Annotated in this window: 20 protein-coding genes; 12 read left to right on the top strand and 8 right to left on the bottom strand. The window is 44.4% G+C overall.

Going from position 1 to position 23142, the window contains the following annotated elements; translation table 11 throughout:
• Nucleotides 1-235: 235 nt before the first annotated feature.
• The 9 genes from rsxA (at nucleotide 236) to bla (ending at nucleotide 9619) form a co-directional block, all read left to right on the top strand.
• Nucleotides 236-817 (top strand): electron transport complex subunit RsxA, encoded by a 582-nt coding sequence (gene rsxA, locus XPG1_RS07660; protein WP_045958559.1) that lies wholly within the window; start codon nucleotides 236-238, stop codon nucleotides 815-817.
• On the top strand, nucleotides 817-1440 hold the full coding sequence (gene rsxB / locus XPG1_RS07655; protein ID WP_045958558.1) for an electron transport complex subunit RsxB: 624 nt from the start codon (nucleotides 817-819) through the stop codon (nucleotides 1438-1440). Before rsxA ends, rsxB begins: the two co-directional genes overlap by 1 nt.
• Entirely contained in the window at nucleotides 1433-3205 is a 1773-nt protein-coding gene (rsxC, locus tag XPG1_RS07650) for an electron transport complex subunit RsxC (RefSeq protein ID WP_084717279.1), read from the top strand. Before rsxB ends, rsxC begins: the two co-directional genes overlap by 8 nt.
• Nucleotides 3206-3217: 12 nt before the next feature.
• Nucleotides 3218-4294, top strand: coding sequence for an electron transport complex subunit RsxD (gene rsxD, locus XPG1_RS07645; RefSeq protein WP_045958557.1), 1077 nt, complete (start codon nucleotides 3218-3220; stop codon nucleotides 4292-4294).
• Nucleotides 4295-4319: 25 nt separating this feature from the next.
• Complete coding sequence (gene rsxG / locus XPG1_RS07640; RefSeq protein ID WP_045958556.1) at nucleotides 4320-4946, top strand: electron transport complex subunit RsxG; 627 nt, start codon at nucleotides 4320-4322, stop codon at nucleotides 4944-4946.
• A gap of 2 nt (nucleotides 4947-4948) precedes the next feature.
• Complete coding sequence (locus XPG1_RS07635) at nucleotides 4949-5653, top strand: electron transport complex subunit E (protein WP_045958555.1); 705 nt, start codon at nucleotides 4949-4951, stop codon at nucleotides 5651-5653.
• A gap of 14 nt (nucleotides 5654-5667) precedes the next feature.
• Nucleotides 5668-6300 carry an endonuclease III gene (gene nth, locus XPG1_RS07630; protein WP_045958554.1) on the top strand — a complete coding sequence of 211 codons (633 nt, stop codon included), beginning with the start codon at nucleotides 5668-5670 and terminating at the stop codon, nucleotides 6298-6300.
• Nucleotides 6301-6664: 364 nt separating this feature from the next.
• Entirely contained in the window at nucleotides 6665-8614 is a 1950-nt protein-coding gene (locus tag XPG1_RS07625; RefSeq protein WP_045958553.1) for an exoribonuclease II, read from the top strand.
• A gap of 84 nt (nucleotides 8615-8698) precedes the next feature.
• On the top strand, nucleotides 8699-9619 hold the full coding sequence (gene bla, locus XPG1_RS07620; protein ID WP_052708268.1) for a class A beta-lactamase: 921 nt from the start codon (nucleotides 8699-8701) through the stop codon (nucleotides 9617-9619).
• A gap of 102 nt (nucleotides 9620-9721) precedes the next feature.
• On the opposite strand, the gene yciH is transcribed toward bla, so the two are convergent.
• The 4 genes from yciH to XPG1_RS07600 form a co-directional block, all read right to left on the bottom strand.
• Nucleotides 9722-10045: a stress response translation initiation inhibitor YciH gene (gene yciH, locus XPG1_RS07615; RefSeq protein ID WP_045958552.1), complete on the bottom strand. Its 324-nt coding sequence runs from the start codon at nucleotides 10043-10045 to the stop codon at nucleotides 9722-9724.
• A complete protein-coding gene (pyrF, locus tag XPG1_RS07610) occupies nucleotides 10038-10778 on the bottom strand; it encodes an orotidine-5'-phosphate decarboxylase (RefSeq protein ID WP_045958551.1) in 741 nt (246 codons plus the stop codon). Before pyrF ends, yciH begins: the two co-directional genes overlap by 8 nt.
• A gap of 86 nt (nucleotides 10779-10864) precedes the next feature.
• On the bottom strand, nucleotides 10865-12034 hold the full coding sequence (gene lapB / locus XPG1_RS07605) for a lipopolysaccharide assembly protein LapB (RefSeq protein ID WP_045958550.1): 1170 nt from the start codon (nucleotides 12032-12034) through the stop codon (nucleotides 10865-10867).
• Between the two features lie 6 nt (nucleotides 12035-12040).
• Nucleotides 12041-12355, bottom strand: a complete 315-nt coding sequence (locus XPG1_RS07600) for a LapA family protein (RefSeq protein ID WP_045958549.1) — start codon at nucleotides 12353-12355, stop codon at nucleotides 12041-12043.
• A gap of 399 nt (nucleotides 12356-12754) precedes the next feature.
• Between XPG1_RS07600 and ribA the strand changes: the two genes are divergently transcribed.
• Nucleotides 12755-13345: a GTP cyclohydrolase II gene (gene ribA / locus XPG1_RS07595; protein ID WP_045958548.1), complete on the top strand. Its 591-nt coding sequence runs from the start codon at nucleotides 12755-12757 to the stop codon at nucleotides 13343-13345.
• Nucleotides 13346-13438: 93 nt separating this feature from the next.
• Here ribA and acnA read toward each other — a convergent pair whose 3' ends face one another.
• Nucleotides 13439-16156 (bottom strand): aconitate hydratase AcnA, encoded by a 2718-nt coding sequence (acnA, locus tag XPG1_RS07590; protein WP_045958547.1) that lies wholly within the window; start codon nucleotides 16154-16156, stop codon nucleotides 13439-13441.
• 260 nt (nucleotides 16157-16416) lie between these two features.
• Here acnA and XPG1_RS07585 point away from each other — a divergent pair, with 260 nt between their 5' ends.
• On the top strand, nucleotides 16417-17280 hold the full coding sequence (locus XPG1_RS07585) for an Evf family palmitoylated virulence factor (RefSeq protein WP_231853065.1): 864 nt from the start codon (nucleotides 16417-16419) through the stop codon (nucleotides 17278-17280).
• Nucleotides 17281-17359: 79 nt separating this feature from the next.
• Here XPG1_RS07585 and cysB read toward each other — a convergent pair whose 3' ends face one another.
• On the bottom strand, nucleotides 17360-18334 hold the full coding sequence (cysB, locus tag XPG1_RS07580; protein ID WP_045958546.1) for an HTH-type transcriptional regulator CysB: 975 nt from the start codon (nucleotides 18332-18334) through the stop codon (nucleotides 17360-17362).
• A gap of 363 nt (nucleotides 18335-18697) precedes the next feature.
• Nucleotides 18698-21295: a type I DNA topoisomerase gene (gene topA, locus XPG1_RS07575; protein WP_045958545.1), complete on the bottom strand. Its 2598-nt coding sequence runs from the start codon at nucleotides 21293-21295 to the stop codon at nucleotides 18698-18700.
• A gap of 306 nt (nucleotides 21296-21601) precedes the next feature.
• Between topA and XPG1_RS07570 the strand changes: the two genes are divergently transcribed.
• Entirely contained in the window at nucleotides 21602-21853 is a 252-nt protein-coding gene (locus tag XPG1_RS07570; protein WP_045958544.1) for a DUF2498 family protein, read from the top strand.
• A 203-nt stretch (nucleotides 21854-22056) separates the two neighbouring features.
• Here XPG1_RS07570 and sohB read toward each other — a convergent pair whose 3' ends face one another.
• Nucleotides 22057-23103, bottom strand: coding sequence for a protease SohB (gene sohB, locus XPG1_RS07565; RefSeq protein WP_045958543.1), 1047 nt, complete (start codon nucleotides 23101-23103; stop codon nucleotides 22057-22059).
• Between the last annotated feature and the right edge of the window lie 39 nt (nucleotides 23104-23142).

Below are 23142 nucleotides of genomic sequence, written 5' to 3'. Positions count from 1 at the left end.
GGTTGATGATTTTGTCCTGATTACGATAAAAACTTTCGTTTATTCGTCCATTTTCTTTCATTCCTGAAATAAAACGTGCTTATCACGTCAAAATGACTTTCACACAAGATCGATAACATAGCCCACAATTGGTTGTTATCATTGCCCCCACTTACCCCACATTCCAGTGGGGAATTTCTATTCAGACGATATAAGCCGTGTTCCACTTTCTATTATCTTATTTTCAGGTATAGCAATGACTGAATACCTTTTGTTATTTATTGGCACAGTTCTGGTCAATAACTTTGTTTTAGTAAAGTTCCTGGGGCTATGCCCTTTTATGGGTGTGTCAAAAAAACTCGAAACCGCCATTGGTATGGGGCTGGCAACGACCTTTGTTCTCACCCTGGCGTCGATCAGTTCATGGCTGATAAATACGTTTATTCTTGTCCCGCTTGATTTAATGTATTTAAGAACCCTGAGCTTCATCCTTGTCATCGCGGTCGTCGTTCAATTTACTGAATTAGTCGTTCGTAAAACCAGCCCAACGCTTTATCGCCTGTTGGGGATTTTCCTGCCATTGATTACAACCAACTGTGCTGTACTTGGTGTTGCATTACTCAATGTCAATCAATCCCACGGTTTTCTACAATCTGCCGTTTATGGCTTTAGTGCTGCGGTCGGTTTTTCCCTTGTCATGGTGCTATTTGCCGCTATTCGAGAACGTCTGGCGGTTGCCAACATTCCTGCTCCTTTCCGGGGTTCCTCGATAGGGCTGATTACAGCCGGGTTAATGTCCCTCGCATTTATGGGTTTTAGTGGTTTGGTGAAATTCTGATGATGTCATTATGGATTGCGATCGGCGTGTTAGGTGTTCTGGGATTAGCCTTTGGTATCATTCTTGGTTTTGCCGCTCGTCGTTTTAAAGTAGAAGAAGATCCGATTGTTGAAAAAATCGATAATTTATTACCTCAGAGTCAATGTGGGCAATGTAGTTATCCAGGCTGTCGCCCCTATGCAGAAGCCGTTGCCAACAATGGTGAAATGATCAATAAATGCGCCCCCGGCGGCGAGCAAACGATGCTCAAAATAGCAGAGTTATTGGGGGTTGATCCTCAGCCTCTGGATGGCGATGAAAATGTTCAAAATCCCACCAGAAAAGTGGCGTTCATTGATGAAGAAAACTGTATCGGCTGCACAAAATGCATTCAGGCGTGTCCTGTCGATGCGATTATTGGTGCAAACCGTGCCATGCACACCATTGTTGAAGATCTCTGCACCGGTTGCGACCTGTGTGTCGCACCTTGCCCAACAGACTGCATTACGATGATCCCCGTTACTACGACGACGGCAAACTGGAAATGGGATTTAAACACCATTCCGGTCAAAAATATTTCCGTCACACCAGAGCCAACTTTATTTTCTCCTGCTAAGCCTGTTGAGGTTAAAAACCATGTTTAATCTATTCAACTTGCTTAACAAAAATAAAATCTGGGATTTTGCTGGTGGTATTCACCCACCGGAAATGAAGCTGCAATCTAGCTGTACCCCACTACGCCAAGCCCCATTACCGGATGAGTTAATCATTCCTCTACAGCAGCACTTAGGGCCTGAAGGGGAATTGCTGGTGAAAGTGGGTGATCAGGTGTTGAAAGGCCAGGCATTAACGATTGGGATGGGCAAAACGCTTCCTGTTCATGCGTCTACCTCCGGCACTATTATGGCAATCGAGCCTTATGTCACGGCACATCCTTCTGGGTTGAAAGAATTATGCGTCCGGTTACGTCCCGATGGTCAAGATCAATGGGGAGAACGCCAACAGATAACGGATTACACAACCCTGGGTGCTGATGAAATACTGAAACGTATTCAACAAGCCGGCATCGCAGGCTTAGGCGGGGCGGGCTTCCCTACAGAGACAAAACTTAAAGGTAGCCGACATAATCTCAACACATTGATCATTAACGCCGCAGAGTGTGAGCCCTATATCACCGCCGATGATCGTTTAATGCAAGAACATGCGAAAGAAGTGATTGAAGGTATCCGTATTTTGATACATCTGCTCAATCCAAAGCAGGTGCTGATCGGGATTGAAGATAATAAACCGGCGGCCATTCATGCTCTGAACACCGCACTCAATGGGGATAATTCCATCATTGTACGCGTTATTCCGACAAAATATCCTTCTGGCGGTGCCAAACAACTCACCAAAATCCTGACCGGCAAAGAAGTTCCTTCTGGCGGGCGTTCTTCTGATATTGGCATCCTCATGCAAAATGTGGGAACCGTCGTGGCGATAAAACGCGCCATTATTGATGGGGAGCCATTAATCGAACGCGTTGTCACGCTGACAGGTGAGGCGGTGACTGCGCCCGGTAATTTCTGGGCGCGTCTTGGTACACCGGTTCAATTCCTGTTACAACAAGCAGGATTTAAACCTGGCTCAGAACAAATGGTCATTATGGGTGGGCCATTAATGGGCTTTACACTACCTGACCTGAACGTTCCTATCGTCAAGATCAGTAACTGTATTCTGGCACCTTCACAACAAGAAATGGCGCCCAAAGATGCGGAAGAGGCCTGCATTCGCTGTGGTTTATGCGTTGAAGCCTGTCCTGCCGGATTATTGCCTCAGCAACTTTATTGGTTCAGTCGTGGCCAAGAACATGAAAAAGCCAAAAACCACCATTTATTCGACTGTATCGAGTGCGGTGCTTGTGCTTATGTATGTCCAAGCAATATTCCGCTGGTGCAATACTATCGACAGGAAAAAGCCGAAATACGAACGATAGACGCAGAAACACGCCGTTCTGCGGAAGCCAAAATGCGTTTTGAAGCCAAACAGGCCCGGATGGAACGGGAAAAACAGGCTCGTGAAGAACGCCATAAGAAATCGATGGTTCAAGTGGATAGCAAAGATCAACATGCTGTACAAGCCGCTCTTGCCCGCGTAAAAGAAAAACAGGCCACAACGGGTGAATCTATCACCATTCAAGCGGGACAACTGCCTGATAATGCAGCAGCCATTGCAGCACGTAAGGCCAGAAAAGAACAATTACGTGCTCGTCAGGCAGAAAAACAAGCGACTGCAAACCTGGATACAACGACAACAGTATTAGCTGAAGAAACCGATCCGCGTAAAGCTGCCGTTGCTGCGGCCATTGCTCGTACTAAATCCAAAAAAGCGGCTTTAGCTCAGGAAAAACAAGATATTACAATAGAATAGTGAAATTTATCGATGAAATTTAGGCCAGTAAAAACTGACAACCTGCTAAAAGTCGCAAGTTCGCCTTTTACACACAATCAAAAAAGCACCAGCCAGATCATGTTGTGGGTAGTTTTAGCTGCAATACCGGGTATAGCAGTACAAACCTATTTCTTTGGCTGTGGAACACTGATTCAGATCTTGTTGGCAGTCATTACCGCATTATTAGCGGAATCCGCTGCGATCACCCTGAAAAAACAGTTGATTCTTCCCTGCCTCAAAGATAATTCTGCTTTAGTCACAGGATTACTCTTAGGGATCAGCCTGCCACCATTAGCACCGTGGTGGCTCATCGTGCTCGGAACATTTTTTGCTATCATTATTGCTAAGCATTTATATGGCGGGCTGGGACAAAATCCATTTAATCCTGCCATGGTTGGTTATGTTGTTCTGCTAATCTCATTTCCTGTGCAAATGACCAGTTGGAACCCTCCAGCGAGTTTACAGGTATTTACGTTGACACCGTGGGATAGCCTGATGGTTATTTTCACCGGACATACACCCGATGGTTCCACAGTATTACAACTGCAACAAGGTATTGATGGATTAAGCCAGGCAACCCCCCTGGATAGTTTTAAAACTGGCAGGCTGACCCATGATATCCGTGAGGTATTGCAACAACCTATCTTACAGGGCGCTCTGGCTGGCATTGGCTGGCAGTGGGTCAATATTGCTTATCTGGCCGGTGGTCTGATGATGCTCAACCGAAAAGTCATTAACTGGCAAATTCCAACGGCATTTATTTTGTCACTAGGGGCGTGTGCACTATTGAGTTGGCTTATTGATCCGACCCGCTATTCACCACCGTTATTACAACTCTTTTCCGGTGCTACCATGTTAGGCGCATTTTTTATTGCCACCGATCCTGTTAGTGCATCAACAACGCCAAAAGGTCGCCTGATTTACGGTGCCATCATTGGTGGACTTATCTGGATAATCCGTGTCTATGGCGGTTACCCGGACGCGGTAGCCTTCGCGGTATTATTAGCGAACATATGCGTACCACTGATTGACCATTACACTCAACCCCGTGCTTACGGCCATCAATAGGAAAAGAGAGGATTACCATATTACCATGTTAGAAACTATGCGCCGTCACGGGATTACTCTCGCAATTTTCGCCGCCTGCACGACAGGGTTAACGGCGATGGTTTATTCATTAACCAAAGACCGTATTGCTGAACAAGCCGCTTTGCAGCATAAGATATTGTTAGATCAAGTTGTTCCTCCTAACGTTTATAATAATGATATGCAAAATGAGTGTTATCTAGTGACAGACAAGGCGTTAGGCAGCAACCAACCTCACCGCCTTTATCTCGCCCGTGAAAATGGTGAGCCGGTGGCGGCTGCGTTAGAAAGCACGGCACCTGATGGTTATTCAGGGGCAATTCAATTACTGGTGGGCGCTGATTTCGCCGGTAAAGTGTTAGGTGTCCGCGTGACAGAACATCATGAAACACCAGGACTGGGCGACAAAATTGATACCCGAATATCCGATTGGATCTATGCGTTTTCAGGTAAAAAAGTGACCGCAAAGAACGATGCGAACTGGGCAGTTAAGAAAGATGGGGGCGAGTTTGATCAATTTACCGGTGCGACGATCACACCTCGTGCTGTTGTCAATGCAGTTAAACGGACAACGCTTTATCTGGAAACCATACCGACACAACTTTCTTCGCTGCCAACCTGTGGAGAGAAATAACCATGAATGAAACCAAAAACCTATTTAGTCAGGGACTATGGAAAAACAACTCTGCATTGGTGCAGCTTTTGGGGCTTTGTCCTTTATTAGCCGTCTCTTCTACGGCAACCAATGCTTTAGGATTAGGTCTGGCGACTACCCTGGTATTGCTGAGTACCAATATCGCAGTATCTGCTTTGCGTCGTTGGGTACCTCATGAAATCCGCATTCCCATTTATGTGATGATCATTGCGTCCGTCGTCAGTGCCGTCCAAATGCTAATCAATGCTTTTGCCTTCGGGCTTTATGAATCATTGGGCATTTTTATTCCCTTGATAGTGACTAACTGTATCGTGATTGGCCGGGCGGAAGCTTATGCCTCCAAGAACTCAATCTATCATTCAATGATTGATGGTCTTGCGATGGGATTCGGTGCAACTTTTGCTCTGTTCGTATTGGGCGCAATACGCGAAATTCTGGGGAATGGCACACTGTTTGATGGCGCAGATTTACTTTTGGGTAGTTGGGCAACATCATTGCGTATTGAAATTATCCATATGGATTCGCCCTTCCTGCTCGCCATCCTGCCTCCAGGGGCTTTCATTGGATTAGGCTTAATGCTAGCCGGAAAATATCTCATTGATGAACGAATGAAAAATCGGTCAGAAAATAAAGCACGCCAATACAATGTAGACAAAGGCTGTGGAAGCCATATCACAAGAAGCTGAAGGTGTCACCAGTTATGAAACAACAACAACGGGTTGAAATACTCACCCGCTTACGGGAGCACAATCCACACCCAACGACTGAACTCGTGTTCAACTCCCCATTTGAGTTGCTTATTTCCGTCTTATTGTCTGCTCAGGCGACGGATGTCAGTGTGAATAAAGCAACGGCAAAATTGTATCCGGTGGCGAATACGCCGCAGGCCATGCTTGACCTGGGCGTTGATGGTTTGAAAGAGTATATAAAAACCATTGGGTTATATAACACTAAAGCTGAGAATGTGATTAAAACCTGCCGGATGTTGCTAGAAAAACATCAAGGTGAAGTGCCTGAGGATCGGGCAGCATTAGAAGCGCTGCCGGGGGTTGGTCGCAAAACAGCGAACGTTGTGTTAAACACCGCGTTTGGTTGGCCAACCATTGCGGTTGACACCCATATTTTCCGCGTCAGTAACCGAACACACTTTGCCCCCGGAAAGAATGTTGATGAGGTGGAAAAGAAACTTTTGCAAGTGGTGCCTGCTGAGTTCAAAGTTGATTGTCATCACTGGCTTATTTTACACGGGCGTTATACCTGTATTGCTCGTAAACCGCGCTGTGGATCTTGTATTATTGAAGACTTGTGTGAGTTTGAGAGCAAAACAGAATAACTTAAGCATACCATACACTGAATCATTACTTTATCTTTAATCTCCAACAGGCTGTTTCCTATTTATCACGATAGGAAACAGCGTCCCAAACCGCCCCATCAATCCAACAACCTGCGTCATAAGAGATGATATTTGGCGTTTTCTTTTATAGCAAATCCAGCGCAATTTACACCAAAAAGAAGCATATGGGGATAATAGTGTCCCACTGATTATCGGGTTATGTTGGATGGGCACACTGTAGACAATTTTAGGTTGTACCCCACAGTTTTTCTTATTTTTATAAGATGTTACTTGCTCCATATCCCTGATTCGCGTAAAACTGTTACCTAAATTATCGATAATAACTTCATACTCCTCAAATATTATGTTTCAAAATAACCCGCTGCTTGCGCAGCTAAAACAGCAACTTCACGCTCAAACTTTGCGTGTTGAAGGTTTAGTCAAAGGAACTGAGAAAGGCTTTGGATTTTTAGAAGTTGATGGACAAAAAAGTTACTTCATTCCACCGCCTCATATGAAGAAAGTAATGCATGGTGACCGAATTATCGCGGCTATCCACACAGACAAAGAAAAAGAGATCGCCGAACCTGACTCTCTGGTCGAACCCTTTCTGACCCGTTTTGTCGGCAGGATCCAGAAGAAAGAAAACGACAATCGGCTCTGGATTATTCCTGACCACCCATTATTAAAAGATGCTATTCCTTGTCGTCCTGCAAACCAAATTACCCATACCTTTGAAAATGGCGATTGGGCCGTCGCAGAAATGCGTCGGCATCCCCTGAAAGGCGATCGCGGTTTTCATGCTGAAATTACTGGCTATATTACGCAAGGTGATGATCATTACGCCCCCTGGTGGGTCACCTTAACCCGCCACAATTTGGAGCGTGAAGCCCCTGCAATGAAGGATTGTCAGTTGGATGATAATGCTGATAATCACCCTATCGAACGCATCGATCTGACAGCGCTTGATTTTGTCACTATTGACAGTGCAACCACCGAAGATATGGATGATGCACTGCACATCACCCAAAATGACGATGGTAGCCTGAAGCTATCTATTGCGATTGCCGATCCCACGGCCTACATCAAAGCCGGTAGCGAACTGGATGAAATTGCTTATCAACGCAGTTTCACCAATTATCTGCCAGGTTTTAATATTCCGATGCTTCCCCGTGAATTATCTGATGACCTGTGCTCACTGCGTCCTAATGTGCGCCGCCCTGCTCTGGTTTGTCAGGTTTCTATTCTGGCTGAGGGTCAATTGGGCGATGATATCCAGTTCTTCACGGCATGGGTTGAATCTAAATATAAGCTGGTTTATGACGAAGTTTCAGATTGGTTAGAAGGCAAGGAAGGCTGGAAACCAGAATCAGAAGCAGTCACGGCCCAAATCACGCTGCTGAAAGAGATGTGTGAACGCCGCAATCACTGGCGTCTGCAAAATGCGTTGATTTTCAAAGAACGCCCAGATTATCGCTTTATGCTTGATGAAGGCGGAAATGTTGTTGATATCGTGATTGAACAACGCCGCTCAGCTAATCGTATTGTTGAAGAAGCCATGATCGCTGCAAATTTATGTGCCGCTAAAGTTCTGCGTGATAAATTAGGTTTTGGTATTTATAACGTCCATACTGGCTTTGAAGCCACTCAAATTGACCAAGTCGTTGAAGTCCTCAAAGAATACGGTATTGAAGCGAATGCGGAAGCCTTACTGAAACTGGAAGGTTTCTGTGAATTGCGCCGTGAACTGGATAAACAACCAACTCAATTCCTGGACAGCCGCCTCCGCCGTTTCCAGACTTTTGCCGAAATCAAGACCGAACCCGGCCCACATTTCGGGCTTGGGTTTGACGCTTACGCGACCTGGACATCACCTATCCGTAAATACAGCGATATCATCAACCATCGCTTACTGAAAGCCATTATTCAGCAAGTTGAAGCAGACAAATTGACCGAAGCGCTTTGCCTGCAATTAACAGAACGCCGCCGCGCTAACCGCATGGCAGAGCGTGATGTTGGCGATTGGCTCTATGCCCGTTTCCTCAGCCCCCATGCTGGTACTGAGAAAACCTTCCCGGCAGAAATTATCGATATCACCCGGGGTGGTCTGAGAGTACGGCTGATCGATAATGGTGCCGTCGCATTTGTACCCGGTCCATTCTTGCATGCTGTCCGCGATGAACTTCAATGCAGTCAAGAAACAGGTTCCGTATTAATTAAGGGCGAGACGGTTTACCGCTTGAATGACATCATCAATGTCCGCATTGAAGAAGTCAGAATGGAAACCCGCAATATTGTGGCTCGTCCTGTCTAAATCCTATTTTAAAGTGACTGCCCGATAGAACATCTCTGCCGCCATTGATGGCGGCAGTTTTTTTAACCCCTAAAGGCATCTCATATGCAACTTTCTTTATTAAACAGACAACGTTTCATCGCTGCTTTGACTTCCTTGTTTGGTGTATCATTGACGTTTCCAGCCTGCGCGGCTGTAAATCAACATCACATTCCTCACAAGAAAGAAATCATCCACCAGCTTTCTAATCTGGAAAAAGAGAGCAATGGTCGGCTTGGTGTGGTGTTGATAGATACCTCTGATCATTCCACTATCACTTATCGTGCGAATGAACGTTTTCCGCTATGCAGCACCAGTAAATTAATGGCAGTATCCGCTCTTTTGAAAAAGAGTGAAACAAATGCTCACTTATTAAACCAACGCGTTCATTATCAGCAATCCGATCTGATTGAGTACAGTCCTGTAACAGAAAAACACCTCAAAGACGGCATGACATTCGGGGAATTGAGCGCAGCAACACTACAATATAGTGACAATACGGCGATGAACTTACTGCTTAACCAACTTAATGGCCCGCATGAAGTAACAAAGTTTGCCCGCACTATTGGTGATAATCATTTTCGTCTTGATCGTCCCGAACCGGCGTTAAACAGCGCTGTACCGGGTGATAAGCGTGACACATCCACACCGCAAGCAATGGCAGACAGTTTATACCATTTAGCACTAGGGCATGCTTTGGCGACAACACAACGGGAACAACTAACGGTATGGCTAAAAGGAAATACAACCGGTAACACCAGCATTCGGGCAGGTGTGCCAAACGATTGGCTTGTAGGTGATAAAACCGGTCGCTGCGATTACGGTACAACCAATGATATTGCTGTAATTTGGCCAACCGCCAAGCGCACGCCCCTGGTTTTGGCGACTTACTTTACCCAACCAGAGAACAAAGAAGCCCACCCTCGTCCCGATGTATTAGCCGCCGCTGCACGCATTGTGACTCAAAACGAGGAGCTGGATAAATAAAGCCCAGTCAGTAAAGCGGAATATATATTTAGCATTCACAAGCTATACAGTTTATTGTCTGCATAGCTTGTCTATTATGGATTGGTGTATAACAGACCGAAGTTAACCGCCGGCCAGTTTCACTTTCATGCCTTTTGCTTCCAGCAACTGCTTCAACAGGTCACGTTTATCGCCTTGGATCTCGATTTTCCCCTCGTTGACAGAACCGCCACAGCCACATTTTTTCTTCAATTCGGCTGCCAACTTAATCAATGTTTGGTCATCGGCATCGATACCCGTAATTACACAAACGCCTTTTCCTTTGCGGCCACTGGTTTGACGCTGGATACGCACAATGCCATCACCTGTTGGACGGGCAGGTTTGACTTCTGTTTCCTGAATCCGTCCCTGATCGGTTGAATAAACCAAACGCGAGTTATTATCCATGAACGCGCCCTATTGATTGATTAATTTGCTGTAGCGCCAATGCGGGATCGTCTGATCGGGTAATAGGACGACCAATCACCATATAATCTACGCCAGCCTGAACCGCCTGAGGCGGCGTCATGATCCGGCGCTGATCACCGGCAGCAGCACCTTCAGGGCGAATACCCGGTGTCACCAGTTGGAACGTCTGTCCACATGCTGTTTTCAGTTGTTGTGCTTCATGAGCTGAGCAAACGACACCATCCAACCCACACTGTTTTGCCAACAACGCCAAACGCTCAGCATATTGTGCTGGCGTGATATCAAGGCCTATGTCCAATAAATCAGACTGTTCCATACTGGTCAGCACAGTCACCGCAATCAACAGGGGGGCATCCTTACCGTAAGGCAGTAACGCATCTTTAGCCGCTGTCATCATTCTCGCCCCCCCCGTTGCGTGGACATTAACCATCCATACACCCAGTTCAGCCGCGGCGGCGACAGCCCTTGCCGTTGTATGGGGAATATCATGAAATTTAAGATCCAAAAACACATCAAAACCACGCTGATGCAGCGTTTGAACAAATTGCGGGCCATACAGTGTGAACATTTCTTTGCCCACTTTCAGACGACAAGATTTTGGATCAATCTTGTCAACAAATGCCAGCGCTGCACTCTGATTGTCATAATCCAATGCAACAATAACAGGCGAGTCAACCTGTTTCGCTAAAGTGTGAGCAGTGTGGGAAGTCATTTTTAGGCCCTTCGAGTTACCAGTTATCATATGAATTAATTATCACAATATCTTGCTTATAGACGCCTGTCGATCACGTGACGCTGTCACTGACCATCCAGCCCTCTGATCGGTTTAATCGAGTCCCATGAACGGCATGATGGACAATGCCAATATAACGAACGGGAGGTGAAGCCACATTTATGGCACCGATAATCGGGTTTCGTCCGGATTTGCTCACCGACCATATTACGCAAAAGAATCAAACTTTCTTTAGCTCGCCCTTCTTCTGCCTCAGTCAAATGGTAATCCATCAGACGATAAAACAACCTCATGGTTGGGTGGCGTTCTAATTGCCGGTTAATGTAATTCTGAGCGACATCACGCCCTTCGTTCTTTTCAAGAATATCGGCCATATACAGCTCAGCAATTGCACCACATTTTTCGTCTACACAGCGCTGAATAAAAGCTTGCCATTCATCCGGTCGGGATAACTGCTGATAACATTCTTGCAGCATCGGCAACGATTCACTGACAACGTGTTTATCCTGTTCGAGAATACGTTTCAACGCATCAGTTGCTTTTTCATATTCTCCCTGAGCCATATAAATGCGACCAAACATGATCGAAACACGGGCGCAATTTTTGTCTACTTGAACCGCTTTATTCAAATAACCCATCGCACCCGTAAAGTCGTCACTCCCCATACATTGCAAAGCCAGCTCACAATAAAAATGGGCAATTTTTTCTCGAAAAGGGTGTTTACCGAGCTTTACAAGTTTCTCTGCAATCCCAATGGCTTTTTTCCAATCACTGGTCGATTGATAGATGGTGAGTAATGAATTGAATGCGTTTTCACGGAAGTCAGTTTCGTCAACCAACTGAATGAACATGTTTTCTGCTCGATCATAAACACCGGCAGCCATATAATCTTGCCCAAGTTGCTGGATCGCAAGTAAGCGCTGCTCAAATGTCAGTGAAGCACTTTCCATCAGGGATTGGTGAATACGGATAGCCTTTTCAACTTCACCACGAGAACGGAATAGATTTCCCAGTGTGAGGTGAGCCTCAAATGCCGAGCTATCCTCTTTCAGCATATCGAGAAATAAGTCTACTGCTTTATCTTGCTGATTGGATAGCAGAAAATTAACACCATCAACATATTCACGTGACAGGCGGTCGGCGGATTGTTGTTTATCTTGTTGAGCACTTCTGCGCCCCATATACCAACCATACGCGGCCGCAATGGGAAGCAACAGAAACAACAGCTCTAACATGGAGGATCATTCCTTGTTTAATGCTACGGTAGAAACGGCTTTTGTCGATGATTCAGAGGGCTGCCCCAATTGCGTTTCCAGCCGCTTGATTTTGCGTTTTGCCTGTCGCAAAGAAACACAGGTACGCAGGTAAAAAACGCCACAAATTCCCCAACCGAGAACAAAGCCAACAGCAAACAACGCAGCCAGCAATGTGGATACAGAATAATCACCTTTAGCAATCAAATAATTAAATGTCACTATTTGATTATTATTTGCTCCCAGTGTTACTGAGATAACAAAAATAGCCAGTGCCAGTAATAAAATTAGAAAATATTTCACATTTCTTCCTGTTATCTATTGTTGCTGATTCGTTATGCCAAATAACAGACACAGTGGCGTGTTAAATTAGCATTTCTCATCCACGCAAAGGAAGCGATTTATTGCAATAAATGATGATTTCTTTCTTTTTATGATATTATCCCGCGTGATTACGTTCAATTCTACCGTTTTCTGCAAAAATCTGCCTATAGTTTAGCACGTTAATACCGTTATCCATGATCAAGAATAGACTGACTCTTTAACATACATACGTATTCATAATTTCTGTTACAATCCATCGGCGTACATGCGTTGTCATCAGAGAAATTTTTTACGTAGTTTTGGCTGATTTCTCAACCGGTATTTTCTAAGTATCGTCATCATATTTATAACGAGTCAAAGCAACATATGAATACAAAAATGCAGCTAAAACGAGTAGCTGAAGCGAAATTACCCACCCCCTGGGGTGAGTTTGTGATGATTGGATTTGAAGAAATAAAAACAGGTCGCGATCATGTCGCGCTTGTTTTCGGTGATATTTCCGGTGATAAGCCAGTATTATCGCGTATCCATTCAGAATGTCTCACCGGAGATGCCCTATTCAGCCTGAGATGTGATTGTGGTTTTCAATTAGAAGCAGCCCTTACACAAATTAGTCAGGAAGGCTGCGGCGTTTTGCTCTATCACCGTCAGGAAGGCCGCAATATTGGTCTGCTGAATAAAATCCGTGCTTATGCGTTACAGGATCAGGGCATTGACACGGTTGAAGCTAACCATCAATTAGGTTTCGCCGCAGATGAGCGCGATTTCACCCTTTGCGCAGATATGTATAATCTACTGAATATTAAAAAAATTCGTCTTCTTACCAACAACCCTAAAAAAGTTGAGATCATACTAGAAGCGGGTATTAATGTTATTGAACGTGTCCCATTGATTGTCGGGCGTAATCCCAAAAATGCCCATTACCTGGATACGAAAGCAAATCGAATGGGTCATCTACTGTTCAAATAAGGCGAAAAATTCGCGCATGATTGTCTGTCCGTTCTACAAAAAACTGCGTCGGTGTGGACGCAGTTTTTATTTCCCTCACCTTTTATCGCTAATTTATTTCAACATATTACGAATAACGTAATGCAATATGCCATCATGATAAAAGTAAGCCAGCTCGGTGTCCGTATCAATACGGCAACGGGTATCAACCACAACTTCCCGCCCATCAGCGTAAGTCACTTTCACCGCCACTGTTTGCCCTGGCTGAAGATGAGCGAGTCCTGTAATATCAATTTTCTCTTCTCCTGTCAGATTTAATGTCTTGCGACTGACACCTTGAGGAAACTCCAGAGGCAAAACGCCCATACCAATCAAGTTGGAACGGTGAATACGTTCAAAAGATCCCGCAATCACCACCCTGACGCCCAGTAATCTTGTTCCTTTTGCCGCCCAGTCACGGCTTGAGCCTGAACCATATTCTTTACCCGCAATAATAGCTAAGGGTATTTTTTCCTCTTGATAGCGCATCGCGGCATCATAAATAGCAAGTTGCGATTGTGAAGGAATATGACGGGTATATCCTCCTTCTATGCCGGGTACCATTTCATTACGGATACGGATATTAGCAAACGTTCCTCGCATCATCACTTCATGATTTCCACGTCTCGAACCATAAGAGTTAAAGTGTTCGGGGGTCACGCCATGCTGTTGTAAATAACGTCCAGCAGGGCTATCTGCTTTGATATTTCCCGCAGGAGAAATGTGATCTGTCGTAACGGAATCCCCTAAAATCGCCAATATATGCGCCTGATGAATATCGGTAACCGGTTTAGGTTCAGCCGTCATCTCACTGAAAAAAGGAGGATGTCGTATATAAGTGGAATCTGGCTGCCAGGGATAAGTCGCTGAACTTTCGACACTCAGCGATTGCCAGCTCTCATCACCATCAAACACCGCACTGTATTCTTTGTGGAACATATCGGTTTTCACTTTGCCGACCGCATCTGCAACTTCTGCATTAGTGGGCCAGATATCTTTCAGGTACACATCATGACCTTGTTGATCTTTTCCGAGAGGCTCGCGCGTCAGATCTTTTTTCATATTACCAGAAAGTGCGTAAGCCACGACCAACGGCGGTGATGCCAGCCAGTTCGTTGTCACCAATGGGTGAATGCGTCCTTCAAAATTACGGTTACCGGAAAGCACCGCGCCAACCATCAGATCAGATTGCTTAATGGCGGCTTCAATCGGTTCAGGCAATGGCCCTGAGTTACCGATACAGGTAGTACAACCATATCCCACTAAATTAAAACCCAGTTTTTCCAGATATGGCATAAAACCCGCCAATTTCAGATAATCTGTCACGACTTTTGAACCAGGCGCCAGTGAGGTTTTAACCCACGGTTGACGCTGTAGCCCTTTTTCAACCGCTTTTTTGGCAAGTAAACCTGCGGTCATCAAGACACTGGGGTTAGACGTATTGGTACAGGAGGTAATCGCCGCAATCACCACTGCACCCTCTGACAATAAAAACGTTTGATTATCTAAAGTGACCTCGGTTGCCGTTGAAACTGTCGATGAAGCCTCCTGCATTTTATGAATATCCAATTCCACCGCAGATTGAAAAGCCTGCGGGACATTCCCTAACGCAACCCGATCCTGAGGACGTTTTGGCCCAGCCAAACTGGTTTCGACCGTCGACATATCTAACTCAAGGGTGCGGGTAAAGATAGGTTCGTCCCCCGCGTTACGCCATAGCCCCTGAATTTTGCAATAGTCTTCGACCAGCGCGATTTCCTCTTCATGACGTCCGGTCAAACGCATATAACTTAATGTAATGTCATCAACCGGGAAGAAACCGCAGGTTGCCCCATATTCCGGCGACATATTGGCAATCGTTGCTCTATCTGCCAGCGGCAAATACGATAATCCGTCACCATAAAATTCAACAAATTTACCGACAACACCGTATTTACGCAGCATTTGTGTCACAGTCAAAACCAGATCCGTTGCCGTAATCCCTTCCCGTAATTGCCCGGTTAATTTAAAGCCAACCACATCCGGGATCAGCATGGAAACCGGCTGCCCCAACATAGCGGCTTCAGCTTCAATGCCCCCGACACCCCAGCCGAGAACGCCCAAACCGTTAATCATGGTTGTATGGGAGTCTGTTCCAACCAGCGTATCAGGATAAGCCACATTTTTACCGGCCTGGTGTTCATACCAAACCGTCTTTCCCAGATACTCCAGGTTGACCTGATGACAAATGCCTGTTCCGGGGGGAACGACACGGAAACGATTAAACGCTTTTTGTCCCCAACGCAAAAATAGATAACGTTCATAGTTGCGTGTCATCTCTATTTGCACGTTTTCTGAAAATGCTTGCTCAGTGCCGAACTTATCCACCATCACCGAGTGATCAATCACTAAATCAACGGGAGATAATGGATTAACTTGCTCTACATTTCCACCGAGCCTCAACACGGCTTCCCGCATTGCAGCAAGATCTACGATAGCCGGCACTCCCGTAAAATCCTGCATAAGCACACGTGCGGGACGATACGCAATTTCCCGGTCTGCATGACCGTTTTTTTGCCATTCCACCAGCGCCTTCAAATCGTCTTCCACAACCGATTCACCATCCATATTGCGCAGGAGATTTTCAAGCAAAACTTTCAGGGATTTGGGTAGGCGGGATATATCACCCAATTGTTCAGATAAAAGAGGTAAACTGTAATAGTGATAGGTTGAACTGCCAGTGGATTTATGACTGCCCGATTGACTCTCAACCGAGAGCGTTGAAGCGCAGTCCGTTTTCAATTTAAACGACATAACTCCTCCATTCTTATTATTTATGGTCAGTAACACCATTAAACATATCACATAAGTAAATATTTGTTATTCTGCCACCACATTTTTTGCTTACTCGCTATAAACGCGTATTTATTGATAAATTTTAATAATGACACTGCCAAAGGCGATAAGCTTTATTCAGCCAAGTTTGACGAAAATAAATAAATGTATTTTGACGAATGATGGATAGAAAAAACGGCGCAAAACACGCAATAAATTTATTTAGCAACGGGAGGTAAATGATGAATACAGCAAAAAATAAAGCATGCCGACATTATCTCAGCCAGATACAACAGGCAGATAAGTTTTTTTCCGCTGATATTAAAGACAAATTTTCTTTATCAGATTATCAGCTCAGTGATACCGATGGCCTTGTGCAATTTATGATTACGTCAACCCTGGTAGACAACGCCAGTGTCATACAAAAAATGAATGAAATTAAAAGAATACAAATTTCGCTTTCATCCATCGTCGCTGATTACATCACAAAATATACTGATGTTCATGGCAAAAAAGAGAAGACTGACATCCAATTTTGGGGAGATATCACGGCAAAATTGCCCTTGATGAGCGTCATGAATATCGAAAGCCAAACTTATCAGCATGAAATGAAGGGCATTTCCATTGCCACTAATTTACTTCAGCTTATCATGGATATTATTTTAAATGCAGACTCTCCTAGCCTGAACAGTTTTTTTAACTTCTTGCAAAAACAAGGGGATGCTATAAGACTTGGATTAAAACGGAACGGCGATTATTATTCCACACTCACCGTAGCCAATGTTATTGAAGCCATTGGCGTTGAAAATGGCGTTATGTATGTTCCCAAGATGAAACTGTATAAAATCGATTTTGACAGAACCAATGCAAAATTTGTGTCAAACTGCGCCTCTAATAAAAATATTCACGTTGAATTTGCGTATTCCTCCTGTATTTCTTTATTTAATTATCAAGCGTTAGCAGATCAGGATATCAAAACGGCTTTCGATAACTTTATTCTTAAAAACCAAAAATCTTCAATAGAAGATGCTGACCATTTTTTCAGTGGTGAGTTTCAGGCAGCACGCCAAAACTCATTGTCTTTTCAGCAAAAAGAAAGATAACTTTGGAAAGAAACAGATTAACCGCCCCCTTTACCTCTTAGGGGGTGATTAATCATCAAACATGACTTAAACCGATTTTTTATACGATCGGTAATGCAATATCTTTGAACATTTCTTCGATTTCTTCATTGGTACGCAAGGCGATCGCTTTATCTACAACATCGCGCGTCAAGTGAGGGGAAAAACGCCAAATAAAATCGTACATATAACTCCGTAGAAAACTGCTGCGCCGAAAACCGATATTCGTGGTGCTGTAACCGAATTTATCCCGCATATCAATACAAACCAGATCGGCGTCCTGAACCGGTTCTACGGCCATGCTGGCAATCACACCAACCCCTAAGCCCAATCGAACATAAGTTTTAATCACATCAGCATCCGTTGCTGTAAATACAATTTTAGGTTTCAAACCTACCCGATCAAAGGCAACATCTAATTCAGAACGCCCGGTAAAACCAAATGTGTAGGTTACCAGCGGATATTCTGCCAATTCTTCAATCGTGACATTCTGTCTATTGGCCAGAGGATGATCTTTTGTTACCACGATAGAACGATTCCAGTGGTAGCAAGGTAACATGATCAGATCGCTATAAAGGTGAAGTGCTTCTGTCGCAATGGCAAAGTCGCTGTCTCCTTTACAGACGGCTTCGGCAATCTGAGTTGGAGAGCCTTGGTGCATATGCAGTGATACATTAGGATAACGTTCAATAAAGCCTTTAATCACAGGAGGCAGCGCATATCTTGCTTGTGTATGCGTCGTTGCGATATATAACGAACCCCGATCAGGATAGGTATGTTCACTGGCAACAGAACGAATGGAGTCTATTTTTGACAGAACCTCACGTGAAATACGGACAATTTCTTCACCAGCCGGAGTCACATGAGTCAAATGTTTACCACTGCGAGCAAATATTTGAATTCCCAACTCATCTTCAAGCATTCTGACCTGTTTGCTGATGCCGGGTTGGGAGGTATACAATCCTTCTGCCGTAGAAGATACGTTCAGATTGTGATTAACCACCTCTACAATATAACGCAATTGCTGTAGTTTCATATCAGCACTGTCCCTAATAATGAAATATATGAATGTGTTGCAGTCTAATTAATTTCTATATTGCTAATCGTCATTCACTTATAACTATATAGAATATATGTTTATCAATATATAACCACTATAACACCTGCTGTCTATTTATATAACAAATAATGAGATTGAGTAACCATTATCAACCGATTGTTGCAGATACATTGTGTTTCAATTTTATTGAAATACAAAAAAAGCCAGCCCTATGGACTGACTTTTTAGCAAGAAAAGTTACATTTTTCTCAAAAAAAGAAATATTTATCTGAATAAATGGATCGCTATGAGATACCCCCATCAATAAGGGAATAACACACAAATTCATCCTGAGAATAATTATTTCTCTTTCACATCCCAAGCCCCGTCAGCAAAAAAAGCGGTCCAGCCCGTCGCTTTACCCTTTTTCTCAGAAGAAACGTATTGCTGTTTGGTCTTCCGACTAAAACGGACAATGGTTTTATTTCCCTCAGGATCAGTAACCGGTGCTTCCGCTAAATAACGAAACTTCTCCGGCAGACGATCTTTAAAGCGTACAAGCTCTTCCACCAAAGGGGCACGCGTTTCACGCGATTTCGGGAATGTGTTCGCCGCTAAGAAAACGCCGGCAGCACCATCACGCAAAACAAAGTAAGCATCGGATTTTTCACACGCTAGTTCAGGTAACGGCACCGGATCTTCTTTCGGGGGCGCGACTTCACCACTGCGCAAAATCTTCCGCGTGTTCTTACACTCTTCGTTGGTACAGCCCATGTATTTACCAAAACGCCCCACTTTCAGGTGCATTTCTGAACCACACTTATCGCATTCCACTATCGGGCCATCATAACCCTTGATACGAAATTCACCTGCTTCGACTTCATAACCATCACAGGCCGGATTATTACCACAAACATGCAGTTTCCGCTGATTATCAATCAAATAACTGTCCATCGCTGTACCACATTTTTTACAGCGACGACGGGCTCGTAATGCATTGGTTTCAGCGTCATCCCCTTCCAGAATATTCAGAATTTCATTTTCCGGGATAAGGTTAATCGTCTGTTTACACCGTTCTTTAGGCGACAAGGCATAACCAGAACAACCGAGGAATACGCCGGTTGTCGCGGTGCGGATCCCCATTGCTCGGTGACAAGTCGGACATTCAATTGACGTGATCACCATTGCATTCGGACGCATTCCGCCTTCATCAGGATCTTTACTGGCAACATCAAGTTGTTCACTGAAATTGAAGAAGAATTCGTCCAGAACATCTTTCCAGTTCGCTTGATTCTTGGCGACATGATCAAGCTGGTCTTCCATCCTGGCGGTGAAGTCATAACTCATCAATTCGTTGAAATTCTCTTCCAAACGATCATTGACGATTTCCCCCATTTTCTCCGCATAGAATCGACGATTTTCAGCTCGCACATAACCTCGATCCTGAATGGTTGAGATAATGGATGCGTAAGTGGATGGACGACCAATACCACGTTTTTCCAACTCTTTGACCAGGGAGGCTTCACTGAAACGAGCCGGTGGTTTTGTAAAGTGCTGGCTTGGTATTAATTGTTGCAAATCAAACACGGTTCCCACATCAATGACGGGTAACGTATTATCTTCATCCCCTTTGCGTAAAGTTGGCATGACCTTCGTCCAGCCATCAAAGCGCAGTGTACGGCCCTTGGCACGCAATTCAAAATCGCCAGCCTTAACAGACAAGGTTGTGGAATCATATTTCGCAGGTGTCATCTGACAAGCGATAAATTGACGCCAGATAAGCTGATACAATTTTTGCGCGTCAGCTTCCATGTCTTTTAACTCTTCTGCCATCACATCAACATTAGAAGGACGAATGGCTTCATGGGCTTCCTGAGAATTGTCCTTACTGCTGTAAACATTGGCACTTTTCGGTAAGTATTTCTCACCGAACTGGTTGTCGATATAACCACGCACCATTTCCAGGGCTTCCTGACTCAAGTTAGTCGAGTCAGTACGCATATAAGTGATATGCCCTGCCTCATATAAACGTTGAGCCATCATCATGGTTTTCTTCACCCCAAACCCAAGCCGTGTACTTGCGGCCTGTTGCAGTGTCGACGTAATAAATGGTGCTCCCGGTTTACTGGATGTCGGCCGATCTTCACGATCAATCACGGTGTACTTCGCATTTTCAAGCAAAGAGACGGCTGATTGCGTTTGTTGCGCATTAACGGGTTTAAATGGCTTCCCCTTTTCATGGGTCACTTCCATATGGAGAGCGGTATCTCCCTTAGCCATTAAATCCGCGTGCAGTTGCCAATATTCTTCCGGCACGAATGCCTTGATTTCGCGCTCCCGCTCAACCACCAGCCGAACCGCAACAGACTGAACTCGTCCAGCAGACAACCCTCTGGCAATTTTTTTCCACAGCAGCGGAGAAACCATATAACCGACAACGCGATCCATAAAACGACGCGCTTGCTGAGCGTTCACCCGGTCAATATTCAATTCACCCGGTTTATCAAAAGCCTGCGTGATTGCATTTTTGGTAATTTCATTAAATACCACTCGACTGAAGCGGGAATCATCCCCACCAATCACTTCCCGCAAGTGCCACGCAATCGCTTCTCCTTCCCGGTCAAGATCCGTTGCAAGAAAGATGTGATCGGCTTTATCGGCCAGCACTTTCAGCTCAGAAACCACTTTTTCTTTGCCAGGCAAAATTTGATAGTTTGCTTCCCAACCATGATAGGGATCGACGCCCATGCGACTTATCAGCGCCGTTTTCTCATCTTTTTTGACTTTCTTTTTATTCTTATCGGTAGATGAGCTTGAACTCTTTTGACTCACTGTTCCACTCGTCGGCAAATCACGAATATGACCAACACTGGATTTTACAACGTAGTCATTCCCCAGATATTTATTGATTGTTTTGGCTTTTGCCGGGGATTCCACTATAACAAGAGCTTTAGCCATAGTTACCTTTACCTAATTATCTTCTTTTCAGATGGCGAAAATCACGGCGTTATGTTGCGATATATAAAATAAAACCTCTTTTTATATTGCGATAGATTTGCAAGATATCAACTAATTTTTATCTTGTACTTTTGCTCAAGCGCAAAACCCTTTGAAATATTTAGGGTATTTTATACACCAACATAGACCTGAAATTGTATGATTTAACCGTTGTAAACAAAATCTTCCATCTGCATGACGAAAAGCCCACACTCTACCTGATAAAAAACGATGCGCAACAACTTATTTCCTGAAGGAGCACATTCAATGCCAATTGAAACCCTTCCCGTTAAACGGGATCAGTTACTGAAAAAAGCAAATGAAATCATGATAAAACATGAAGATTTTATACCGGGCATGTATGTAGACAAGGTAGAACAAAGAGGAGGAATATTCGTATTTCGCGGGGAATATTTTCTGGATGAAAACGGGCTACCTACCGCAAAAAGCACCGCTGTATTTAACATGTTTAAACATTTAGCTCATCTATTATCCGAAAAATATTATTTAATAGATTAAAAATCTGACAAGATCATTCTGACTTAATTGATCAATTATCCCTAAATGGGCGGGCAATAAAGGATATCACGCCATCTCCCCTATTGACCCGCCGATCTACATACTGTTCGTATGCGATATCGGCATTGCCAAAACCGCGTTTAACTTTAGGCTGTTTACACGTTTATATCAGTTTGTCTGCATATACCGGCATATCACAACGATTATAACAGGGGTTTTTCTCCCCTTTGCCACCAACGCATCAGCAGCTTATCAACATTTTCCATCGCACTGCCCATAAAACGCTCTACCACACGTTTACGGCGGAAATAGGAAACACCAATCACTTCACAATGTTCAATTTTTTCAATCAGAAAATCATCGCTGACACCCACATCATCAATTAGCCCATTCTCTTTTGCCTGTGTACCATACCAATATTCACCGGTAGCCACTTTTTCCACGGCTAAAGCAGGTCGATGCTGATGAATAAATGATTTGAATAAATGATGTGTTTCGTTCAGATCTTCCTGAAACTTTTTACGCCCTTGTTCCGTATTTTCGCCCAGAACCGTCAGGGTACGTTTGTACTCACCCGCGGTATGTAATTCCACATCAATATCATTTTTCTTCAAAAATCGATGGATATTTGGCAATTGAGCCACAACGCCAATGGAACCAATAATCGCAAACGGGGCGGCAATGATGCGATCAGCCACACAAGCCATCATATAACCACCACTGGCAGCCACTTTATCCACGGCAACTGTCAAACGTATTCCCTTCTGCCGAAAACGAGCCAGTTGAGATGCAGCCAGACCATAGCCATGAACCACACCACCAGGACTTTCCAGACGCAATAACACTTCATCATTTTTGTCTGCTACCGCCAACACCGCACTGATCTCTTCACGGAGAGAATCCACTTCGTGGGCATCCATGCTACCCTTAAAATCTAACACATACAAAGTCGGTTTCAGTAAATCTTTCTGACCCGTTTTAGCGGCTAATTTTTTCTGTTTAGCATCCTCTTTTTGCTGCTTTTTTAATGTCTTCTGCCAAATTTTTTGTTCCGCTTCATTCATTCGAGCCTGCTGCATTTGACGCTGTCTATCCTGGTATACTTCACCAAGATGAGTGAGCTTCAATTCCCCTTTGTGCATGGCTTTCCGCATCCCTAAACCAATACAAACGACCACCAGAACAGCAATGGCTAAAACGACGGTCAACACTTTGGCTAAGAACAACCCGTATAGAGACAAATATTCCACAGATCCACCTTGATTAATTTATGACGAACAGTTTATGAC

Origin of the sequence: Xenorhabdus poinarii G6, from assembly GCF_000968175.1 — a bacterium.
Lineage (GTDB): Bacteria > Pseudomonadota > Gammaproteobacteria > Enterobacterales > Enterobacteriaceae > Xenorhabdus > Xenorhabdus poinarii.
Note: the sequence above shows the minus strand (reverse complement) of the source record. Positions and strands in the feature narration are given on the sequence as shown.